The 20,715-nt window shown below is 33.5% G+C and carries 20 protein-coding genes; 3 read left to right on the forward strand and 17 right to left on the reverse strand.

The annotated features are described in order from the left end of the window. Positions 1-18 precede the first annotated feature (18 nt). The 9 genes from H5V42_RS09410 to H5V42_RS09445 all read right to left on the reverse strand — a co-directional run bounded on the left by H5V42_RS09410 (position 19) and on the right by H5V42_RS09445 (position 10,820). Positions 19-897, reverse strand: a complete 879-nt coding sequence (locus H5V42_RS09410) for a sensor histidine kinase (protein WP_185782908.1) — start codon at positions 895-897, stop codon at positions 19-21. A 118-nt stretch (positions 898-1,015) separates the two neighbouring features. After that, positions 1,016-2,233 (reverse strand): sensor histidine kinase, encoded by a 1,218-nt coding sequence (locus H5V42_RS09415; protein ID WP_185782909.1) that lies wholly within the window; start codon positions 2,231-2,233, stop codon positions 1,016-1,018. Positions 2,234-2,374: 141 nt separating this feature from the next. Beyond that, positions 2,375-5,737, reverse strand: coding sequence for a preprotein translocase subunit SecA (gene secA, locus H5V42_RS09420; RefSeq protein ID WP_185782910.1), 3,363 nt, complete (start codon positions 5,735-5,737; stop codon positions 2,375-2,377). A 132-nt stretch (positions 5,738-5,869) separates the two neighbouring features. Next, complete coding sequence (locus tag H5V42_RS09425) at positions 5,870-6,094, reverse strand: DUF2795 domain-containing protein (protein ID WP_013551418.1); 225 nt, start codon at positions 6,092-6,094, stop codon at positions 5,870-5,872. A 138-nt stretch (positions 6,095-6,232) separates the two neighbouring features. Continuing rightward, a complete protein-coding gene (locus tag H5V42_RS09430; RefSeq protein ID WP_185782911.1) occupies positions 6,233-6,781 on the reverse strand; it encodes a cob(I)yrinic acid a,c-diamide adenosyltransferase in 549 nt (182 codons plus the stop codon). 289 nt (positions 6,782-7,070) lie between these two features. After that, positions 7,071-7,205 carry a hypothetical protein gene (locus tag H5V42_RS15305; RefSeq protein ID WP_262889921.1) on the reverse strand — a complete coding sequence of 45 codons (135 nt, stop codon included), beginning with the start codon at positions 7,203-7,205 and terminating at the stop codon, positions 7,071-7,073. Between the two features lie 32 nt (positions 7,206-7,237). Further along, positions 7,238-7,735, reverse strand: a complete 498-nt coding sequence (locus H5V42_RS09435) for a hypothetical protein (RefSeq protein ID WP_185782912.1) — start codon at positions 7,733-7,735, stop codon at positions 7,238-7,240. 14 nt (positions 7,736-7,749) lie between these two features. Further along, positions 7,750-9,621 carry an ABC-F family ATP-binding cassette domain-containing protein gene (locus tag H5V42_RS09440; RefSeq protein WP_185782913.1) on the reverse strand — a complete coding sequence of 624 codons (1,872 nt, stop codon included), beginning with the start codon at positions 9,619-9,621 and terminating at the stop codon, positions 7,750-7,752. Continuing rightward, on the reverse strand, positions 9,618-10,820 hold the full coding sequence (locus tag H5V42_RS09445) for a lipoprotein N-acyltransferase Lnb domain-containing protein (protein ID WP_185782914.1): 1,203 nt from the start codon (positions 10,818-10,820) through the stop codon (positions 9,618-9,620). Before H5V42_RS09445 ends, H5V42_RS09440 begins: the two co-directional genes overlap by 4 nt. A 103-nt stretch (positions 10,821-10,923) precedes the next feature. Here H5V42_RS09445 and H5V42_RS09450 point away from each other — a divergent pair, with 103 nt between their 5' ends. Next, the gene (locus H5V42_RS09450; RefSeq protein ID WP_185782915.1) at positions 10,924-11,661 is read left to right on the forward strand and encodes a CDP-alcohol phosphatidyltransferase family protein; all 738 of its coding nucleotides are present in this window, start codon (positions 10,924-10,926) and stop codon (positions 11,659-11,661) included. After that, positions 11,658-14,081, forward strand: a complete 2,424-nt coding sequence (locus H5V42_RS09455) for a hypothetical protein (RefSeq protein ID WP_185782916.1) — start codon at positions 11,658-11,660, stop codon at positions 14,079-14,081. The genes H5V42_RS09450 and H5V42_RS09455 overlap by 4 nt, the downstream gene beginning before the upstream one ends. Before the next feature lies 1 nt (position 14,082). On the opposite strand, the gene lptB is transcribed toward H5V42_RS09455, so the two are convergent. Genes lptB through H5V42_RS09475 form a run of 4 tightly spaced genes read right to left on the reverse strand, consistent with a single transcriptional unit; the run spans position 14,083 to position 17,021 of the window. Next, positions 14,083-14,823, reverse strand: a complete 741-nt coding sequence (lptB, locus tag H5V42_RS09460; protein WP_185783032.1) for an LPS export ABC transporter ATP-binding protein — start codon at positions 14,821-14,823, stop codon at positions 14,083-14,085. A 53-nt stretch (positions 14,824-14,876) separates the two neighbouring features. After that, positions 14,877-15,227, reverse strand: a complete 351-nt coding sequence (locus H5V42_RS09465; RefSeq protein WP_185782917.1) for a carboxymuconolactone decarboxylase family protein — start codon at positions 15,225-15,227, stop codon at positions 14,877-14,879. Next, positions 15,217-16,056 carry a twin-arginine translocase subunit TatC gene (tatC, locus tag H5V42_RS09470; protein WP_185782918.1) on the reverse strand — a complete coding sequence of 280 codons (840 nt, stop codon included), beginning with the start codon at positions 16,054-16,056 and terminating at the stop codon, positions 15,217-15,219. Before tatC ends, H5V42_RS09465 begins: the two co-directional genes overlap by 11 nt. Next, complete coding sequence (locus tag H5V42_RS09475) at positions 16,056-17,021, reverse strand: KpsF/GutQ family sugar-phosphate isomerase (RefSeq protein ID WP_185782919.1); 966 nt, start codon at positions 17,019-17,021, stop codon at positions 16,056-16,058. Before H5V42_RS09475 ends, tatC begins: the two co-directional genes overlap by 1 nt. A gap of 150 nt (positions 17,022-17,171) precedes the next feature. Here H5V42_RS09475 and H5V42_RS09480 point away from each other — a divergent pair, with 150 nt between their 5' ends. Continuing rightward, positions 17,172-19,367, forward strand: a complete 2,196-nt coding sequence (locus tag H5V42_RS09480; RefSeq protein ID WP_185782920.1) for an ATP-dependent DNA helicase RecQ — start codon at positions 17,172-17,174, stop codon at positions 19,365-19,367. Here the strand turns inward: H5V42_RS09480 and H5V42_RS09485 are convergent. From H5V42_RS09485 to H5V42_RS09500, 4 genes are read right to left on the reverse strand one after another with little or no spacing between them, the layout of a single operon-like run. Further along, complete coding sequence (locus H5V42_RS09485; protein WP_185782921.1) at positions 19,364-19,759, reverse strand: DUF2752 domain-containing protein; 396 nt, start codon at positions 19,757-19,759, stop codon at positions 19,364-19,366. The genes H5V42_RS09480 and H5V42_RS09485 overlap by 4 nt on opposite strands. Beyond that, the gene (locus H5V42_RS09490; protein WP_185782922.1) at positions 19,752-20,030 is read right to left on the reverse strand and encodes a CD225/dispanin family protein; all 279 of its coding nucleotides are present in this window, start codon (positions 20,028-20,030) and stop codon (positions 19,752-19,754) included. The genes H5V42_RS09485 and H5V42_RS09490 overlap by 8 nt, the downstream gene beginning before the upstream one ends. Before the next feature lie 5 nt (positions 20,031-20,035). After that, positions 20,036-20,371 (reverse strand): CCC motif membrane protein, encoded by a 336-nt coding sequence (locus H5V42_RS09495; protein WP_185782923.1) that lies wholly within the window; start codon positions 20,369-20,371, stop codon positions 20,036-20,038. 12 nt (positions 20,372-20,383) lie between these two features. Beyond that, the gene (locus H5V42_RS09500) at positions 20,384-20,701 is read right to left on the reverse strand and encodes a DUF2752 domain-containing protein (RefSeq protein WP_229665661.1); all 318 of its coding nucleotides are present in this window, start codon (positions 20,699-20,701) and stop codon (positions 20,384-20,386) included. Positions 20,702-20,715 lie beyond the last annotated feature (14 nt).

Consider the following 20,715-nt stretch of genomic DNA (forward strand, 5'->3'; position numbering starts at 1 on the left):
TAAAGATAACCAAAGCTTTTAAATGATTGTTTTGAACTCCTGATTGATTTCTTCAAAATTTATTTGATAATACGTACCGTTTGCTTTTAAATCTCTAACAATAGTTCCCTTTAATTGTCTAGCAAGGTTGTGTATAAGTTTTAGACCTAAAGAATTAGTAGTTTTTGGGTCTAAATCTTCTGGGAACCCAACACCATCATCACCTAAATACATCTCGTAATTATCTGTTCCTTTTTTAGTTAATAAAATGGTTAGTTCTCCATTATTATCAGAAGGTATTCCATATTTTAAAGCATTCGTAATGGTTTCATTTATGATAAGTCCTAACGGAATTACCGTGTCAACACTTAGTTTATAATCACCTAAATCTAGTTTTAGTGTAATGTTGTTTTCATTTCCTTTTATAGACCTTACCAAATATTCACAAAGTTCTTTAATGTAAGATTTTACGGCAATTGTTGAATTGTATTCATCTCGCTTATAAAGCATTTCATGAACCATGGACATAGAGACAACCCTATGTTGACTAGACTTAATTATAGCTTCAATTTTTGGGTCAGAAAACGTTCTTGATTGTAAACTTAATAAGCTAGAAACGGTTTGTAGATTGTTTTTTACTCTATGGTGCACTTCTTTTATAAGCATCTCTTTCTCTTCTAATTTAGTGTCGATATCACTTTCAGTAAACTTGTACGATGCTTTCTTCCGAACATAAAGTCCGTTAAATAAAAAGATAAGTGATAAAATAAAGATTACAGATAGTACAACAATATGTAATTCTCTAGCCCATCCATAAGGTACAAGGGCCATAGTTACCGCAGAGGCAAAGTAATTTATAATTTCAACAAGTTGATTTCTAGTAGCTAGTTTTTCACTATCCCAATTAGGGTTCTTCATTTTCAAAATAGGTTGCGTTCATAGGGGATTACAATTTAGCAGTTTGAACGCTATTTTAAAAATTACACCGTAAAGTAGGAGTTTTAAGACCTTAAAAAAGATAACAATTGGGTTGAAATTACGCTTGCGGCATACTATCTATAACTTCTTCAAACACTATGACATACTTGGTACCTGTGCCATTTAAGGCGGTTCTACTAATATTTCCTTTTAACTGTCTGGTAAGATTATAAATTAGCTTTAACCCTAAAGAGTTTAGGTCTTTTGGATTTAGGTTTTCTGAAAATCCAACACCGTTGTCTTCAATAGTTAAGGTGTAGTTTTCAGACTTATTTTTTTGAATGGTAATTGTAATTTCTCCATCTCTATCATCAGGAAAAGCATATTTTAACGCATTAGTTACCGCTTCATTAATAATTAATCCAAGAGGAATTACGGTATCTATACCCAAAACTAATTCAGGAATTGCAATGGTCAACTGTATCTTAGATGCATCTCTTTTAAGTGACCTTTTTAAATATTCAGACAATTCTTGAACATAAGGTTTAACTGCAATTTTAGACAAATACTGATCCCTTTGATACAGCATCTCATGCACAATAGCCATAGAAACTACACGGTTTTGACTACTTTTTATTAAGGTTCTAATTTTTTGGTCTTCTACAGTTCTCGATTGCATGTTTAATAAGCTAGAAACTGTTTGTAGATTGTTTTTTACACGGTGATGAACTTCTTTCAAAAGCATTTCTTTCTCTTGAATTCTAGATTCAATTTCTTTTCTAGACTTGTATAAATTGTGATGTGCTTGAAGCAGATTCTTACCAAATACTCCCCCGAGTAAGAAAAATGAAATTAGTACGCTTAAATAAGCAAACCACAATTTTGATTCGGTAGGAACTGTGTTAACTATTAAATTAAAGTCGCCAATATCATGTAAAAACACCAAACTAACTAAAATGATATTGATGAATAAATATGAACGCCCATAAACACGTGTGTTAACAAAACCTGCAAATACCACAACCCCTAAAACAAAAATAAATGGGCTTTGAATACCACCACTTGCCAAGGTGATTATAAGTCCGAACGCAGTAGCCATTACAGAACTTATATTATATGTTAAGAGTAAGTTTTTGTGGTTCTGGTAGGCTAGGGTATTAGCAAAATTAGCTAAAGCGTAAATGGCTAAAGCCAAAGGAACTATGCCTTTTATATTAAGGAGAAAAAAGCAGATACCTGCAAAAACTAGTGCAAAAGCAGAAGCGTAATGGTTAACAGATATAACCAACTTGGCTTTATCTCTTAACCTACCACCATCATGTAAAGTTGTATTCATAGTGTTCTACAAGCAAGTAGGCAAAAATTACAGGAGTAATTCTAAGTAATTTGGATTTAGATTGTAAATCTAATTACGAATTAACAATTAATAACAAAGAATTTCAACTAATTGCCTTTTAGAAAAAGATAAAAACAGGTTTTAATCTTCAATTAAAACCCATTCGCCTTTATTTAATAATGGTTCTGCTTGTTTGAATTTAACAACTTTAGTATCACCAGACATTACATTTTTTATGGTAACACGTTCGTTTCTACCAATTTTCGGCTTTTCTCGAACAATAGTTTCTGTTACCTGTGGTTGATTGCGTTGCGTTTGCCCAGCGGCTCTATTTTGTGCAGCCAATTCATCACTATTTGGAATTTCTTCCTTAGTAGTTTTTAAATTTTCTTTAGGTCTTTTGACCGCTCTCGCTTCTTGTATTTGATTGGTGTTTTGAGCAGGTAGTTCCCCTTTAAACAAAAATGAAACTACTTCTTTGTTCACTTTTTCAATCATGCTCTTGAAAAGTTCAAAAGCCTCAAACTTGTATATTAACAACGGATCCTTTTGCTCATGAACTGCTAACTGCACAGATTGTTTTAGTTCATCCATTTTTCTAAGATGCGTTTTCCACGAATCATCAATAATGGCAAGAGTAATATTCTTTTCAAAATCAGTTATTAGTTGTTTACCACCAGAACTGTAAGCATTTTCTAAATTGGTAACTACGTTTAAAGATTTAATACCATCTGTAAATGGTACAACTATACGCTCATAATTATTACTTTGGTCTTCATAAACTTGCTTAATTACCTGAAAAGCGGTTTCTGCACTACGCTCCATTTTTTCATTGTAATGCTTGTAAACTGCTTCATAAACCGTAGTTGCAATTTCTTGGAAACCAATTTTGCTAAATTCCTCTTCTGTAATTGGTGAAGTTATTGAGAAGTATTTAATAAGTTCGAACTCGAAATTCTTAAAATCATCTGCCGCTTTATTAGATTCAGCAATTACCTCACAAGTGTCATAAACCATATTGGCAATGTCAACTTTTAAACGTTCACCTTGTAAAGCGTGTTTACGTCTTTTGTAAACTACTTCTCGCTGAGCATTCATTACATCATCATATTCTAATAGACGTTTACGAATGCCAAAGTTGTTTTCTTCTACTTTTTTCTGTGCACGTTCAATAGATTTGGTCATCATAGAGTGCTGAATTACTTCACCATCTTCTAGACCCATTTTATCCATAATTTTGGCTACACGTTCAGAACCAAATAAACGCATTAAATTATCTTCTAAAGACACATAAAACTGAGAACTACCTGGGTCACCCTGTCTACCTGAACGACCTCTTAACTGTCTATCTACACGCCTAGAGTCATGACGTTCTGTACCTATAATAGCAAGTCCGCCCGCATCTTTTACTTCTGTCGAAAGTTTAATATCTGTACCACGCCCTGCCATGTTTGTTGCAATGGTAACAATGCCTGCTTTACCAGCTTCGGCAACAATATCTGCTTCTTTTTTATGCAGTTTTGCGTTCAAAACATTGTGTTCAACCTTTCGAACGCTCAGAAGTTTCGATAACAATTCTGAAATTTCAACAGAAGTTGTACCAATTAAAACAGGTCTACCTTGATTAGCCAATTGCGTAACTTCTTCAATTATGGCGTTGTATTTCTCTCTTTTTGTTTTATAAATTAAATCGTGTCTATCGTCACGGGCAATTGGTCTATTGGTTGGAATTTCAACCACATCTAATTTATAAATCTCCCAGAATTCTCCAGCCTCAGTAACCGCAGTACCGGTCATACCTGAAAGCTTGTTGTACATTCTAAAGTAATTCTGTAGTGTAATGGTAGCAAAGGTTTGAGTTAATGCTTCAATCTTTACATTTTCTTTAGCTTCAATAGCTTGGTGTAACCCATCTGAATAACGACGACCGTCCATTATACGCCCGGTTTGCTCATCAACGATCATTACTTTATTATCCATAACCACATACTCCACATCTTTTTCGAATAGGGTATAAGCCTTTAGTAATTGGGTTAGCGTATGTATACGTTCACTCTTAACGGCAAAGTCTTTAAAAAGCTCATCTTTTAGTTCAGCCTCTTTTTCAATTTCTAGGCCTTGGTTCTCAATTTGGGCAATTTCACTACCAATATCTGGTAGAATAAAGAAGTCGCTATCTTGACCACCAGAAATGTATTCAACACCTTTATCTGTAAGTTCAATCTGATTATTTTTTTCTTCAATCACAAAAAGAAGGTCTTCATCAACCTTAGGCATTTCACGATTGTTGTCTTGCATATAAAAGTTCTCAGTTTTTTGAAGTAGTTGTTTAACGCCTTCTTCACTTAAGAATTTAATTAACGCTTTGTTTTTAGGTAAACCACGATAAACGCGCAGTAATAAGAAACCACCTTCTTTAGTGTTGCCTTCTTTTATCAATTTTTTAGCCTCAGCAAGTACTCCGGTTAAGTGTTGACGTTGTTTTTGAACAATGTCAGAAACTTTTGGCTTAAGTTCATTAAACTCGTGACGGTCACCTTCTGGTACAGGGCCAGAAATAATCAAAGGTGTACGGGCATCATCAATTAACACAGAATCTACCTCATCTACAATGGCATAATGGTGTGGGCGTTGTACTAAATCTCCTGGCGTATGCGCCATATTATCTCTTAGATAATCAAAACCAAATTCATTGTTGGTACCATAGGTAATATCAGCATTGTAAGCGGCTCTTCTACCTTCAGAGTTTGGTCTATGCGCATCTATACAATCTACAGTTAGGCCGTGGAATTGAAAAATTGGTGCCATCCATGCGCTATCTCTTTTTGCAAGATAATCGTTAACAGTAACCAAATGAGTTCCTTTACCAGAAAGTGCATTAAGATATAAGGGTAGGGTAGCCACCAAGGTTTTACCCTCACCTGTTTGCATTTCAGCAATTTTACCTTGATGAAGGGCTATACCACCAATAAGCTGTACATCATAATGAACCATATCCCAAGTAACTTCTTTACCTGCAGCATCCCAAGAATTTTTCCAAAGGGCATTGTCTCCTTCCAACGAAACATAATCTTTAGTGCCAGATAATGAACGGTCAAATTCAGTTGCGGTTACGGCTATGGTTTCATTTTGTGCAAATCTTTTGGCAGTTTCTTTTACTACAGCAAAAGCTTCTGGTAAAATTTCGTTTAAGGTGTCTTCAGACTTTTTGTAACGGTCTTGTTCTAACTTATCTATCTCAGCATATAGCTCTTCATTACGATCTATGTCATTAGAATTGGCTACTTCTTCTTTAAGACTGACAATTTTATCATCAATCTCTTTACAGTCAGCCGCTATTTGATTTTTAAAGTTGACCGTTTTTTGTCGCAATTCATTGTGCGATAGTTTTTCAAGGTCTTCTTCAAAGGATTTTATTTTTTTAACAAGAGGAGATAAAGATTGTACATCTTTTTTGGATTTATCTCCTACGAATACTTTTAATACAGAATTTATAAAACTCATTGGTGAATTTTTCTTTGTCGAGTCAAAAGCCGTTCCAGTTTTAGAAAAGCATTGATTATTTAAGCTAGGCTGTCAAAATTACATAAAAAAAGCCTCAACAAAGAGGCTTTTATAAGGTGTTTAACGTGTAAATTAATACTCGTCTTCGTTCCAGAGATAATCCTCTTCTGTAGGATAGTCTGGCCATATTTCTTCTATAGATTCATATATTTCGCCACCTTCTTCTTCCATAGATTGTAAATTTTCTACAACCTCTAAAGGGGCTCCGGTTCTAATAGCATAATCAATTAATTCGTCTTTGGTCGCTGGCCAAGGCGCATCACTCAAATATGAGGCTAGTTCTAATGTCCAGTACATAGCAATGGTCTGATTTTAAAATTTTTGCAAAAATAATTTTTAAAGCTTAGCAGTCAAGTGAAAACTGAATTATTTAAAAATTATTTTACTTATAGTAAAAAAACCATCTGGATTTTCCAAATAATTTAAAATGTATAATTATTCAGGCATCCACTTAACTTCTTCTGCGTTGAGGTCAGAAGACAACTTTCGTGCCAAGACAAAAAGATAATCTGATAACCTGTTAATATAGGCTAAGACAGTGGCTGGCACGGGTTCATTTTCATTTAAATACGAAATTTGCCTTTCTGCTCGTCTACATACTGTTCTTGCAACGTGACAGTATGACACGGTGGTGTGGCCCCCAGGTAAGATAAAATGTGTCATTACTGGTAAGCTCTCATTCATTTCATCAATTTCATTCTCTAGAATTTGGATGTCTTTTTCTTGAATACGCTGAATTTTAAGCTTTTCCTTTTTTTGTGGTTCCGTTGCTAAAATAGCCCCTAGGGTAAATAACTTCTCTTGTACTTGTTGTAGAAGGCCTTTAAAACGTGAATGTATTTCTTGGTCTTTTAGTAACCCTATAAATGAATTTAATTCATCAATAGTACCGTAGGCTTCGATTCTTGCATGGTGCTTAGGAACACGCCTACCTGTAAATAGTGAAGTTTTAGCTTGGTCTCCAGTTTTTGTATAAATTTTCATAGCTATAGTTATGCCTTGCTTTTTAGCAAAGCTACCACAAAATGAACTTCATTAAGATTAAACTGAAACTTTAAAAGTGATTACGGTACGATGTGGTTTTCTTAAAAATACGAGACCGTTTTTTTCTGACTTTACTTTTGCTGGTAAAAATCCATGCGAAAAATGCTAGTATTACTACACCTGCGATGGTAAAAATAAGATTTAAAGGTAATTCCATACATCATTACTTTAGTAAAAGATATGATATAATCTACAGACATTCAAATATTTATAAAAAATATAACCTAGTTTATTCTTGATGTCTGCGTTTACCTTCCATAAAGTTGCGAGACTTTCTTTTTTTATTACCACGCTTGTTTGAAACTAATATGGCTAAGTAAATAATAAAGAGTATTGCAAGTACTATAAAGATGGTATTATTCATTTCGCAATAGATTATAATCTAAAAATAAAGTTTTATAACCGTATTTTGAAATGTTCTTTGTCTTGTTCTCTTCTAATAAATAGCGCACCACAGTAATAAAAGTCGATGGTAACCGTAAACTTGGCAATATTTATAAGTTCTTCCCACTTAATTTTTGCTAGTTTTTTAGTATGTATTCCATTGATTAGTATTACACTATTGTTGTGCAATTTAAACTTCTCTAAACTTGCTAAGTTTTGTAAATAACTAATAGATTCTAAGTAAAGAACATCTAATTTTTCATTGCTAAAATTAATCTGGGAAAAATGACTTTTCACTTTTGATTCCAAGGCTTCGTTACCAATTATATTAATAGTACGACTATTAAAATAAGCGATGCTTTTGAGTAAAACATCTTCAGTAACACGAGTTGATTTTTTGGGTTTTAGGTAGAGGCATCTGGTTAAATACATGAAGACAAATGGAGAGTGCACGCCATGTTGATTTACAGCTTTTAAATGGAATTTTATTTTATTTAAAAACGAAATCATGACTAATTCTAAAATTAATTCTCTAGAGCTGAAAGTTCAAACCACCGTTCTGTCTTACCTTCTAGTTCTTGTTCTATTTCTCCTAGTTGAATAGAAATTTCATTTATCTGTTCTCCATCTAAGGAATTATCTGAAAATTTAGCTTGAAGTTCTTCTTTTTTAACCTCTAACTTTTCAATAGCAGATTCTAATTGTTTTAGTTCTTTTTGCTCGTGGTAAGAAAGCTTTCTGGAACTTTCTTTATCTCGCCAATCGTTCTTTTCTTCCTTATCTTTTTTGGTAGGTGTAGCACGTTCTTCGATGGTAATGCTGTCTTCATAAGTTCTGAAATCAGAATAATTGCCAGGAAAATCTTCAATCTTACCCTCACCTCTAAATACAAATAAATGGTCTACAATTTTATCCATAAAATAACGGTCATGAGAAACCACAATTAAGCATCCAGGAAAGTCTAATAAAAAGCTTTCCAACACATTTAGGGTAACAATATCTAAATCGTTAGTAGGCTCATCTAAAATTAAAAAATTAGGATTTTGAATAAGAACTGTACATAAATACAATCGTTTACGTTCACCTCCGCTAAGTTTTTCTACAAAATCATACTGTTTTTTACGGTCAAACAAAAACCGTTCTAATAATTGTTGCGCAGAGATTTGGCGTCCTTTCTTAAGGGGTATATAATCACCAAAAGCTCTAATAACGTCAATTACTTTTTGGCCTTCTTTAATCTGGATTCCTTTTTGAGTGTAGTAGCCGAATTTAATGGTTTCTCCAACCACAATTTTACCAGAATCTAGGGATTCTTTCCCGGTTAAAATATTTAAAAAAGTAGATTTACCAGTTCCATTTTTACCAATAATTCCAACACGTTCACCTTTAGTAAAGTTATAACTGAACTTTTGCAAAAGGGTTTTGTCTCCAAAAGATTTTACCAAATTGTGTAGTTCAACAATTTTACTACCCAAACGCTCCATGTTCAATTCTAATTGAACTTCATGCTCTGTTCTACGCTTTTTAGCGGCTGCCTTTATATCATGAAAATCGTCTATTCTAGATTTTGACTTAGTAGTACGCGCTTTGGGTTGTCTACGCATCCAATCTAGCTCTTTTTTAAAAAGAATTTTGTTTTTGTGCTGTTCAACAGCTTCACGTTCAATTCTGGCTTCTCTTTTTTCTAGATAATATGAGTAGTTGCCTTTGTAAGGGTATAATTGATTACCGTCTAATTCTATAATTTCATTACAAACACGTTCAAGAAAATACCTATCATGAGTGACCATAAATAGGGTTAAATTCTCTTTTTTGAAAAACTCTTCTAACCATTCAATCATCTCTAAATCTAGATGGTTTGTAGGTTCATCTAAGATTAATAAATCTGGCTTGTTAATTAGGGCATTAGCCAATGCCAATCTTTTCTTCTGACCGCCAGAAAGTACATTCACCTTTTGATTTAGATTGGTAAGGTTGAGTTTATAAAGTATTTGCTTGTATTGGGTTTCAAAATCCCACGCTTGATGCCGGTCCATTGCTTCAAAAGCCTTTTGATAGGCATCTTGGTCATCAGAATTTGCCAAAGCAGCTTCGTAGTTACCAATTACCTTAAGAATCTCGTTATCAGAAGCAAAAATAGTTTCTTCAACTGTCAATTCTGGATTCAAACTGGGTTCTTGAGCTAAGAATGAAATGCGTATGCCTTTTCTTTTAGTGATTTGCCCGGTACTGGAAGTATCCTTACCAGACATAATATTTAGGATAGACGTTTTTCCGCTACCATTTTTAGCTACTAGCGCAATTTTTTGTCCTTCATTAATACCAAAGGAAATGTTAGAAAACAATTCTACCTCTCCGTAAGATTTCGATATATTTTCAACCGTTAATAGGTTCATTCTGTGTATTGCAATTTCTCTTGAAACAGCAAAAATAAGTATCGTGTAGCGAAGATTAAGATTAATGGAATGTTTAAAGGTGAGAATACTTGAAATTTAAATATCCAAAGTAAAAAAGTGAGTACTAAAAGCCCCAATACCACCCATAAGTAGGTGCGCATTTTTTTTGAAATAAAAGTAGGCTTAACAACCGCAAAAGCTGCCACAAGATTAAGGGGAAAAAGCCACAAAAAATTAAAGTTAAGTTTAGTATACACATGGTCTGTTGCAAACCATAAGAGCAAAATAACAATACCGGCAACCCCAGAAATAAAGAATAGAACAAAATCTAAATATGTATTTCTGTTTTGATGTTTATAGTCTAAAAACGTAATGGCAATTACAAACACTAATACTATTGTAAACCAGAAAAGTGGTGATGTCATAAAAGAACCAGATGATTTTTTTTCAGGATAATCCAACACAAACCTTTCACGGTCAAGTAATGATTTACCGTTTTTTTCTGTCACTCTAATTTGTGCCAACGCTTGGTAAGGTAAAAACATACGTTCACTTAGTGAAGCCTCTTTGTCTACAATGGCGCCAAAGGCTAAATTAATACCCCAAGCTCCCCACGAATTCGTTGGTAAATGACTATTAACAAGTTGTCTAAAAGTGGGGTCATTGCTAAGATTAAAGCCAAAACCTTCAACTTCTTTATTTGGATTATTGTATTCAATGGCTTCGCCAAAATTCTCAGTTAATATGGTGGTAATCACTGTAGAACAATTATCAAATAACGGGTCATAGAGGTAGTCTCTGTTTTCTGGTTGATAGTTCCATTCTAAATAATTGAATACTTTATTAACCTCTTCAGCAGAAAGATTAAGTAATTGTTCTTTAACCCATCTCATTTCTAATTCATATTCGAACAAAAAAGTTTCAAAACTTCTACGGGTTAGGGTGTAAAGCAATCTACCTTTTGTAAAGTTCCAGTAAAAATTAGGTTGGTTAAAATCAAAGGTGCCGTAGTTGTATACAACATCAATATTTAAAATAGGGTCTTGAACTCTAAAGGCTGTATGCCCAAAAGAATAATATAACTCGTCACCAGAAGCACAGGTGAGTATACTAATCTGTGCTTTATCTGATAATTTAGGTGCTTGACTAAAGGCATTCAGGCCAATTACCAAGAATAATAGTAGAAATAAACCCCGCATTGTTTTTTTGATTGACTACAAATATCAACAAACAAAATTGAGGTATTCAAATGAATGCTGAATAAAATTATATATTTCCTCCTATTTTTACGAAAACCAAAAAATGAAACAACATATACCCAACTTAATAACCTTATTAAATGTATTGTGCGGTTCAATAGCAGCCGTATTTGCAGTGCAAAACCAGATGGAGCTAACAACACTTTTTGTTTTTATAGGTATTTTATGTGATTTTTTAGATGGTTTTGCTGCGAGAATGTTGAACGCGTATAGCGAGTTAGGTACACAGCTAGATTCTTTGGCCGATATGATTACCAGTGGTTTGGTTCCTGGTATTGTTATGTTTCAATTATTGACAATGGCCACAAAAGACGGATGGAATTTAGATATGTTTGGTATGCATTCAGAAGTAGGAATACTTCCATTATTTGGTTTTCTAATAACAATGGCATCAGCATATCGTCTAGCAAATTTTAATGTTGATGAAAATCAAGTGTATTCCTTTTCGGGTTTACCAACACCTGCCAATGCATTATTAATTTTATCGCTACCCTTAATTCTCTTGTTTCAAAACAATGAACATTTTAGTAGCATAATTTTAAACCAATGGTTTTTAATAGCTGTTACAGTGGTTAGCGCGTTTTTGTTAAATTCTAAAATTCGTTTATTTTCATTAAAAATGAAAAGCACTTCCTTCAAAGAGAATGGATATAAATATGTATTTTTAATACTTAGCCTAGTATTACTAATTGTTCTAAAATTTGCAGCTATTCCATTGGTAATCCTATGCTATATTTTATTTTCTATTATTTGGAAAAAACAAATTGAAACGCAAAAATGATAAGCTCTAAGAGGAATTTTTTACTACTATTTTCTCTATTATGTATAACAGCAACTTCAACAGCACAAAATCAACAACTTAGAAATGAAGTTAGAAAAGGGTTTGAAAAATATTTTGAGCTGCCCCGTGAAACTATTTATCTGCACGTAAATAAAAGTCACTTTATTCTAGGAGAGCACATTTGGTTTAAAGGTTACCTTTATAATCGTCAAAAAAAGCAACCATTTACCGAAACAACGAATGTACATTTAAGGTTATTCAATCAAAAAGGTGATTTGGTTAAAGATGCTCTTTTTGAAGCTAAAGACGGAATGTTCAGTGGCCAAATAGAGTTAGATTCTACTGTAAAAAGAGGAGAACACTTTTTAAGCGCTTCAACAAAATGGGATAAAAATTTCGCCGAAAAAGGAAGACATAGCCAACGAATTTCAATTCTTGGAGCAGAGAGAAATAAAAAAACTGAAGTAAAAAACATTCTTTTTTTTCCAGAGGGCGGACACCTAATTAACGAAATTCAAAATACGGTTGGTGTAAAAGTAATTGGCTCTAGAGATTTGGGTGGAATAATTGGAGTAATTAAAAGCTTTGAGGGCGACTCATTAGCTAGTTTTACTACCAATGAATTTGGCTTTGCTAAATTTCAATTTGTTCCCAGAAGAGGACATCGCTATCATGCTGAAATTCAATCAGGAATAATAGAAGGCAAAATTGACTTACCTGAGGTTAAGATTGAAGGGGTGAATCTAACTGTAAAGGACATTGAGGAGGATAAAGTATTCATTGTCGTAGGTAAAGTCTCAAATGGCAGAACTAAAGACTTTTCAGATTCAAGGTATTCACTTTTTATACATAGAGATGGCTTATTAAAAATGTTACCCATTCAATTTAATAATAATAATAGAAATTATGATTCTCATTTACTAGACAGAAAAGAGTTACTGCCTGGTATAAACATAGTTACTTTAGTAAACAATAAAGGAAAACCACTTGCTGAACGAATTTTTTATAACCCTATAGAAGTAGCCACTGATGATGCTACAATCTTTCAAATAAAATCCACTAAAGATTCTTTACGGTTTGTAGTAAAATCTAATAGTAAAAAAGTGAATAATAATTTTAGTATTTCAGTTTTGCCAAGCCAAACTGAAGCATACAAATTTTCAGAAAACATTTTTTCTAAAATATTACTCTCACCTTACATTAATGGTCCAATAACAAATGCTAAATACTATTTTGAAAACTCATCTCCAGAGCGTCTAGCTAAACTAGATTTGTTATTAATAACTCAAGGTTGGTCTAGTTACAACTGGGATAAAATTTTAAATGAACCGCCGAATGTAACGTATAAATTTGAGCGGGGGGTTACCATTAAAGGTAGGTTAGCTAATGTTTTAGAGGAAGATGAAAAGTTAATGCTTTTCAAAGACGGTAATACAACCAAGCCAACAGTATTACCAATTGCTAAAGATGATAAATCTTTTCTACTCCCAAACTATTTTATTAAGAATGGGGAAAAGGTTCAATTTTCATTGTTTAACAAAAAGGGTCAACTTCGAAAGCCAAAATTGGCTTTGAGTTATGGAGTGAATTTGGGAGTAGAGAATTTAAATGTTTCTGCTGTACCACATTTTGCCAGTATAACTGCAAATGAAACTTTTACTGATTATTTTGGTTTTGATTTTTCGTCTATTAAAGACTTAATTGTTTTAGATGAAGTCGTAGTTTCAGAAGAACGTATAGAAGAGGAGGATGAGCCTAAATTAATTTTTGAACACAAGTTAACTAAGGTAACAAACCGGGTCAAAGATATGTATCCTAACTTCTTAGAAATTGTAAGAGCTAATGGTTACAACGTTACTATCTACGAAACTTCACCTCCTCAAGGCACCTATGACCGGGTATTAATTAATACAAGGCGTAAATTACTTTTTGATGAAGTTCAACCTTCACCCATCTTATTTATAGACGATATTCAACAGTTTAACTTTGATAGACTTTTGGAAATTGGAACAGAAGATATTGATAGCTATTACATAGATAAAGGTGGTGATGGGCAGGCGGGTGCAGCAGGTGGCGTAATACGTCTTTATACCAAACGAAAATTAAATACTTTTGAAGGCTATAATAATGAGGAATTTGCACAGAAATTCTATGAACATGAATTCAAAGGGGTTTTTGAACAGCACAAAAAATATTACAGTCCTAATTATTCTTTGTTAGGTCAAGAATTTTATAAAAAATTTGGAGTAATTCAATGGTTACCAAATATTAAGACAGGTAATTTTTCAGAAAAAATAATTCAAATACACAATGAGGGTTTTGATGAAATTGTATTTTATTTGGAAGGAATGTCTGACGATGGTCGATTATTTTCAGAAATTAAAAAAGTTAAGCTAAAAAAGTATGAGCCTAGTAAGTAATCTAGAACTCTAACTTTTTTTTACGTAATTCAAAGTTTTGACCTAAGTATACTTTACGCACCATTTCGTCTTGCGCTAAATCTTCAGGTATACCTGCTTTTAAAATTCCACCCTCAAACATTAAATACGAACGTTCTGTAATGGCTAAGGTTTCTTGTACATTATGGTCAGTAATTAGAATACCTATATTTTTATTTTTTAGCTGTGCTACAATACGTTGAATATCTTCTACAGCCACAGGGTCTACACCTGCAAAAGGCTCATCTAGCAAAATAAATTTAGGGTCAGTTGCTAATGCTCTAGCTATTTCAGTACGCCTACGTTCCCCACCAGAGAGTAAATCACCTCTATTTTTTCTAATATGTCCTAAGCTGAACTCATCAATTAATGATTCCATTTTCAAATGCTGTTCGCGCTTGGTCATTTTTGTGGTTTGCAAAACACTTAAAATGTTGTCTTCAATGCTAAGCTTTCTAAAAACTGAAGCTTCTTGTGCTAAATAACCAATGCCGTTTTGAGCTCTTTTGTACATGGGAAAGTCGGTAATTTCCATGTCATCTAAATAGATATTACCACCATTGGGTTTAATTAACCCAACTATCATATAGAAAGAGGTAGTTTTGCCCGCTCCGTTAGGTCCTAACAATCCAACAATTTCACCTTGATTAACTTCAAGAGAAATACCCTTAACTACTTTTCGGCCTCGGTAGGCCTTCATTATGTTTTCAGCTCTTAGCTTCATTTGCATTCAAAACTAACGATATTCATTAACTAGCCCTATAATTTTAGAATTATTTAGGCTTCTGTTTCTTCTAAAGTCTCCCAGTATTCATATGCTCTACGTAAATGTGGAATAACTATGGTGCCACCAACTAAGGTTGCTATGCCTAGCGTTTCCATAACTTCTTCTTTAGTAGCTCCTTCTTTTTTAGAACTTTCTAAATGGTATTTAACGCAATCATCACAACGCAATACGGCCGAGGCAACTAAACCTAATAATTCTTTAGTTTTTACATCTAAAGCCCCTGGCATGTAAGCATTGGTATCTAAATTAAAAATACGTTTTATGAGCTTATTATTATCAGCTAATATTTTATCGTTCATTTGAGCTCTATACGCATTGAACTCTTCTACTTTATTTGCCATTTTTTGCTGCTTTTTCTTTTTTAAGTTCTTGTTTGATAACGACTTTAGAAATGTAAATACTTACCTGGTAAAGTACCAAAACAGGTATAGAAACTACTATCTGGCTAGCTACATCTGGTGGTGTTATTACTGCTGAAAGTATTAATACAACTACTAGTGCAATTTTGCGATGCTTTTTTAAAATTTCAGGAGTTACTAAGCCTATTTTGGTAAGGAAGAATATAATAATAGGCAGTTCAAACATAATTCCACAGGCAATTACAGCAGCTCTCACTGTTGCTATAAAAGAACTAATATCAATTTCGTTTAGAACTTCTTTACTCACTTGATAAGTACCCAAAAAATTTATAGATAAAGGTGATACTACGTAGTAGCCAAAAAGAACCCCTAAAAAGAACAAGAACGAAGCAACGAAGATGAACCCCTTGGAATATCTTTTTTCATTTTCATGTAAACCAGGACTAATAAAACGCCATACTTCCCATAATACGTAAGGAAAAGCTACAATAAATCCTGCCCAAATAGATGTCCATATATGTGCAGAAAATTGCCCAGCCATAGTTCTATTTTGAATGGTAAAGGGCAACGAATCTCCACAAAATTCAGAATCTATTCCAAAAAAGGTGGCTATATTACAGAAAAACCTATAGGTGGGAAAGCTCATTTTCTTTGGCCCAAAAATGATGGTGTCGAAAATAAAATCTTTCATCACAAATGCTACACATGCAACAATAACAATTGCGAATACAGAACGAATAAGATGCCAACGCAACTCTTCAAGATGGTCTAAAAAAGACATCTCATTGGGGTTATTACTTGCTTCTGCCATTATGCTAAACCTTCGTTTATTAAGTTATGAATATGAATAACACCTTTGTATTCTTCACCATCTAAGACTAACAATTGAGAAATTCCAAAAGACCTAAGATGCTCCATGGCTTTAATAGCGAGTATATCAGAACTTATAGTTTTAGGATTTTTGGTCATAATATCTTCAGCGGTTAGGTTTTTAATATTGTCATGCTTGTTGAGCATTCTTCTAATATCACCATCAGTAATTATTCCAACCACTTTATTGTCTTTGGTTACCGCAGTTACCCCCAACATTTTTTCAGAAATTTCAACAATAGCTTGTTTAACAGAAGTAGAGGCTTCTACAGCAGGTTTTTGATTGTTAGTAACAATATCATTAACCCTTAAATATAAACGTTTACCAAGAGAACCACCGGGGTGATATTTTGCAAAATCTTCACTGCTAAAACCTCTCATTTCTAGCAGACAAATTGCTAGAGCATCACCCATTACTAATTGTGCAGTTGTACTAGTGGTAGGAGCTAAATTGTTAGGACAAGCTTCTTTTTCAACAAAAGTATTTAAAACAAAATCTGCCTGATTTGCCAGTACAGAATCTAAATTGCCCGTAATGCCAATTAACGTATTTTTTCCTCTTTTAATTAAGGGAATGAGCATTTTAATTTCTTCGGTATTACCACTTTTAGAAATACAGATAACCACATCATCTCTCAGCACTGTTCCAAGGTCTCCATGTATAGCATCTGCTGCATGCATAAAAATTGCCGGTGTACCTGTAGAATTTAGCGTAGCAACAATTTTAGCAGCAATTAAAGCGCTTTTTCCAATACCAGAAACAATAACTCTACCCTTAGATTTGTAAATACAATCAACCGTTTTGTAGAAATCTTCTGTAAGTAGATTCGCCAATTCTTTTATGGCCTCACTTTCATAAAGAAAGGTTTTTTGGGCTAAAGAAAGAATATCCTCGTTTGTCATCAAATAATTAATAGAATTCGTCAATTGTGCTGAAAGAATGTATTATATTTAAGTTTACAAAATTAAACAAACTAAAGGGTTTTCTCATTTTGAAACTCTAATCAAACTTAATCAACCTACTACTGTTAATTGTTGTTTATCCAAAATTAAGTAATGGAGAATTTTGATTTACCTGGAGCACTTAAGAAATACTTTGGTTTTTCTAAGTTTAAAGGGCTACAGGAAGATGTTGTAAATAGTATAATGCAAGGCATAGATACGTTCGTTATTATGCCAACTGGCGGTGGAAAATCTCTTTGCTATCAGCTACCTGCAATGATGCAAGAGGGCACTGCAATTGTAGTTTCGCCACTAATTGCTTTAATGAAGAATCAAGTAGACGCCATCAGAGGGGTGTCTGAGAATGAGGGTATTGCACATGTTTTAAACTCTTCGCTCACTAAAACTCAGGTAAAGCAGGTGATGAGTGATATTTCAAACGGAGTTACAAAACTGTTATATGTAGCACCAGAATCTCTTACTAAAGAAGAATATGTAGCGTTTCTGAATAGCGTAAAAATATCATTTGTTGCTGTTGATGAGGCGCATTGTATCTCTGAATGGGGGCATGATTTTAGGCCAGAATATCGTAATCTTAGAAGTATTATAAATAGATTAGGTGATAATATTTCAATAATTGCACTAACGGCAACAGCAACGCCAAAGGTGCAAGAAGATATTATTAAAAATTTAGGAATGGTAGATGCTAATTTGTTTAAAGCATCTTTCAATAGGCCTAATTTATTTTATGAGGTAAGACCTAAAACCAATACTGTTGATGCAGATATTATTCGTTTTGTAAAGCAAAATTCGGGTAAATCAGGTATCGTTTACTGTTTAAGTAGAAAGCGTGTAGAAGAATTGGCTCAAACATTACAAGTTAACGGTATTAGTGCGGTGCCTTATCATGCAGGTTTTGATGCAAAAACTAGAGCCAAATATCAAGATGATTTTTTAATGGAAGAGGTAGATGTAGTTGTGGCTACAATTGCCTTTGGTATGGGAATAGACAAGCCAGATGTTCGATTTGTAATTCACCATGATATTCCAAAAAGCATAGAAAGTTACTATCAAGAAACCGGCAGGGCTGGTAGAGATGGCGGTGAAGGTCACTGTCTTGCATTCTACTCTTATAAAGATGTGGAAAAGCTCGAAAAATTTATGTCTGGCAAACCCGTAGCAGAACAAGAAATTGGTAACGCTTTATTACAAGAAATTGTAGCTTATGCTGAAACTTCAATGTCTAGGAGAAAATTTATCCTACATTATTTTGGTGAAGAATTTGACCTTGAAACCGGGGAAGGTGCAGATATGGATGACAATGTCAGAAATCCTAAACCTAAAGAAGAGGCAAAAGAAAATGTAGTTACGCTCCTAAAAGTAGTGCAAGGAACTTTAGAAAAGTTTAAATCAAAAGAAATTGTACGTGTTTTAGTTGGTAAAACTAATGCATTAATTTCTGCACATAAGGTAAGTGAAAAAGCATTTTTTGGCAGTGGTAAAGATAAAGACGAACACTACTGGATGGCTTTAATTAGACAAGTGTTGGTTGCTGGCCTTTTAAAGAAAGAAATTGAACAATACGGTATTTTACACGTTACTAAAGAAGGTAGGGCATTTCTAGAAAATCCTACCTCTTTTATGATGGCAAAAGACCATGATTATAAAGACGAAAATGTAGATGCAATTGTAGCTAATCAGAAAACAGCTGGTGCAGCAGCTGACCAAAACTTACTAAAGCTACTTAAAGATTTACGTAAAAAAGAGGCCGTAAAACAAGGAGTGCCTCCTTTTGTGGTTTTTCAAGACCCATCATTAGAAGATATGGCACTTAAGTACCCTATTTCATTAGAAGAATTGGCTAATGTACATGGGGTAGGAGATGGAAAAGCCAAAAAATATGGTAAACCCTTCATAAATTTTATAGCCAAATATGTAGAAGAGAATGATATTGTAAGACCAGATGATTTAGTTGTAAAAAGTACAGGTTCAAATTCTGGTTTAAAACTCTATATCATTCAAAATGTAGATAGAAAATTACCCTTAGATGATATTGCCTCTGCAAAAGGGCTGGAATTAAACGATTTGATTAAAGAAATGGAACAAATTGTTTATTCTGGTACTAAATTAAATCTGCAATACTGGGTTGATGAAATCTTAGATGAAGACCAACAAGAAGAAATACACGACTATTTTTTAGAGGCTGAAACAGATTCTATTTCAGAAGCCATGGATGAGTTTGATGGTGACTATGAAGAAGATGATTTACGTTTATACCGATTAAAGTTTATTAGTGAAGTAGCTAATTAAGGGGCTAAAAAAATAAACGGTTCTTTAGGTATATTTCTCAAAATCATAAAAACAATAAGAACAATAAGCACTGCTATTGGTGTTGCCCTGAGGTACAAAATACTTTTCTTTTTTGGGTAGAAAATTCGCGTATTAAATTCTACTATAAGTAATAGTATTGTAGGTATAAGCAGAAGGTTATGACTTAGCGCATCTTTAATTCTAAAGTGCAAAAGGTCATGTATGGCGCGCTGGCTACCACAACCTGAACAATAAATACCTAAATATTTATAGGTAGGGCATTGCGGAAAAATAACTTGACCATTAGGATTAAGACTATAAAAAAGAAACACTAGACCTAAAAGACCTAGTGTTACCCCTATTACTAATAATCGTTTTGTTGTTTTATCCATTTAAAGCCCCTAGCATTGCTAAACCGCCAAAAACCAATAAATAAATTAACCAAATGGCTACGCTAATTAGTGGCCCTGCGATAGCCCAGTTCTTAGCTTTTCTAGAAGACTCTTGAGCAAGGGCATAGTCGCCCCGCTCATAGGCCTCATTAACTTTTGCAGCATAAATTATACTTGGTATACCAGTAGCTATGCAGCAAAAAACGGTACTTAAAATTGCCCAAACAAGATAATTGTCTGGCTTCGGGGGTTGGTTGACACTGTTTTGCATAATAATTATTGTTGTCCCAAGTATTCTTCCATAGCCTCTCTTAGTGCATCAGGGTCTTGCATAGTTTCTAAACCAAATACAGAAATTGCCCAAATTGATAGTAGGAGGTATAATACACTTAAAATTATTCCAATAATAGCTAATACTTTTCCTGTTTTTACATTGCTATAACCAGTATATAATTCGGGATTTTCCTGATAAATTCGGGTAGCTCCTTTAGAAAGTACAAGCGCCACAATACCAAGTATAAGTCCAATTATCCCATAGCAGCAACAGGTCACAATTGATAATATTCCGAATACTAAGATAAGTGTTGAATTAGGTAGTTTTTGTTGTTCCATTTTTAAGTTTATTTAGTGAAAAAGGTGAGTTATTTTAAATATATAACTTGATATTATTGTAATTCCAACAATCAAACTAAGTATTATTTTTATAGTTAAAGCACTTTTTAATTCAAAAAAGGAATCAAATATCAAGAAACTTAACAACAAAATAATCGGATAAATAGCCGGATACATATGTAAAGCACCTAAAAAGTCACCCTTAATAAGCATAGCCACCGAACGTTGCAAACCACAACCCGGACAGTCAAAGCCAAATAACCTTTTATTAAGGCAAGGCAACATATAATTGTCTAAAGAAAGTAACAGTATTAGTAATTTTACCTTCATTATGTATTGATTGG

It is taken from the genome of Croceivirga lutea, from assembly GCF_014235875.1.
Lineage (GTDB): Bacteria > Bacteroidota > Bacteroidia > Flavobacteriales > Flavobacteriaceae > Croceivirga > Croceivirga lutea.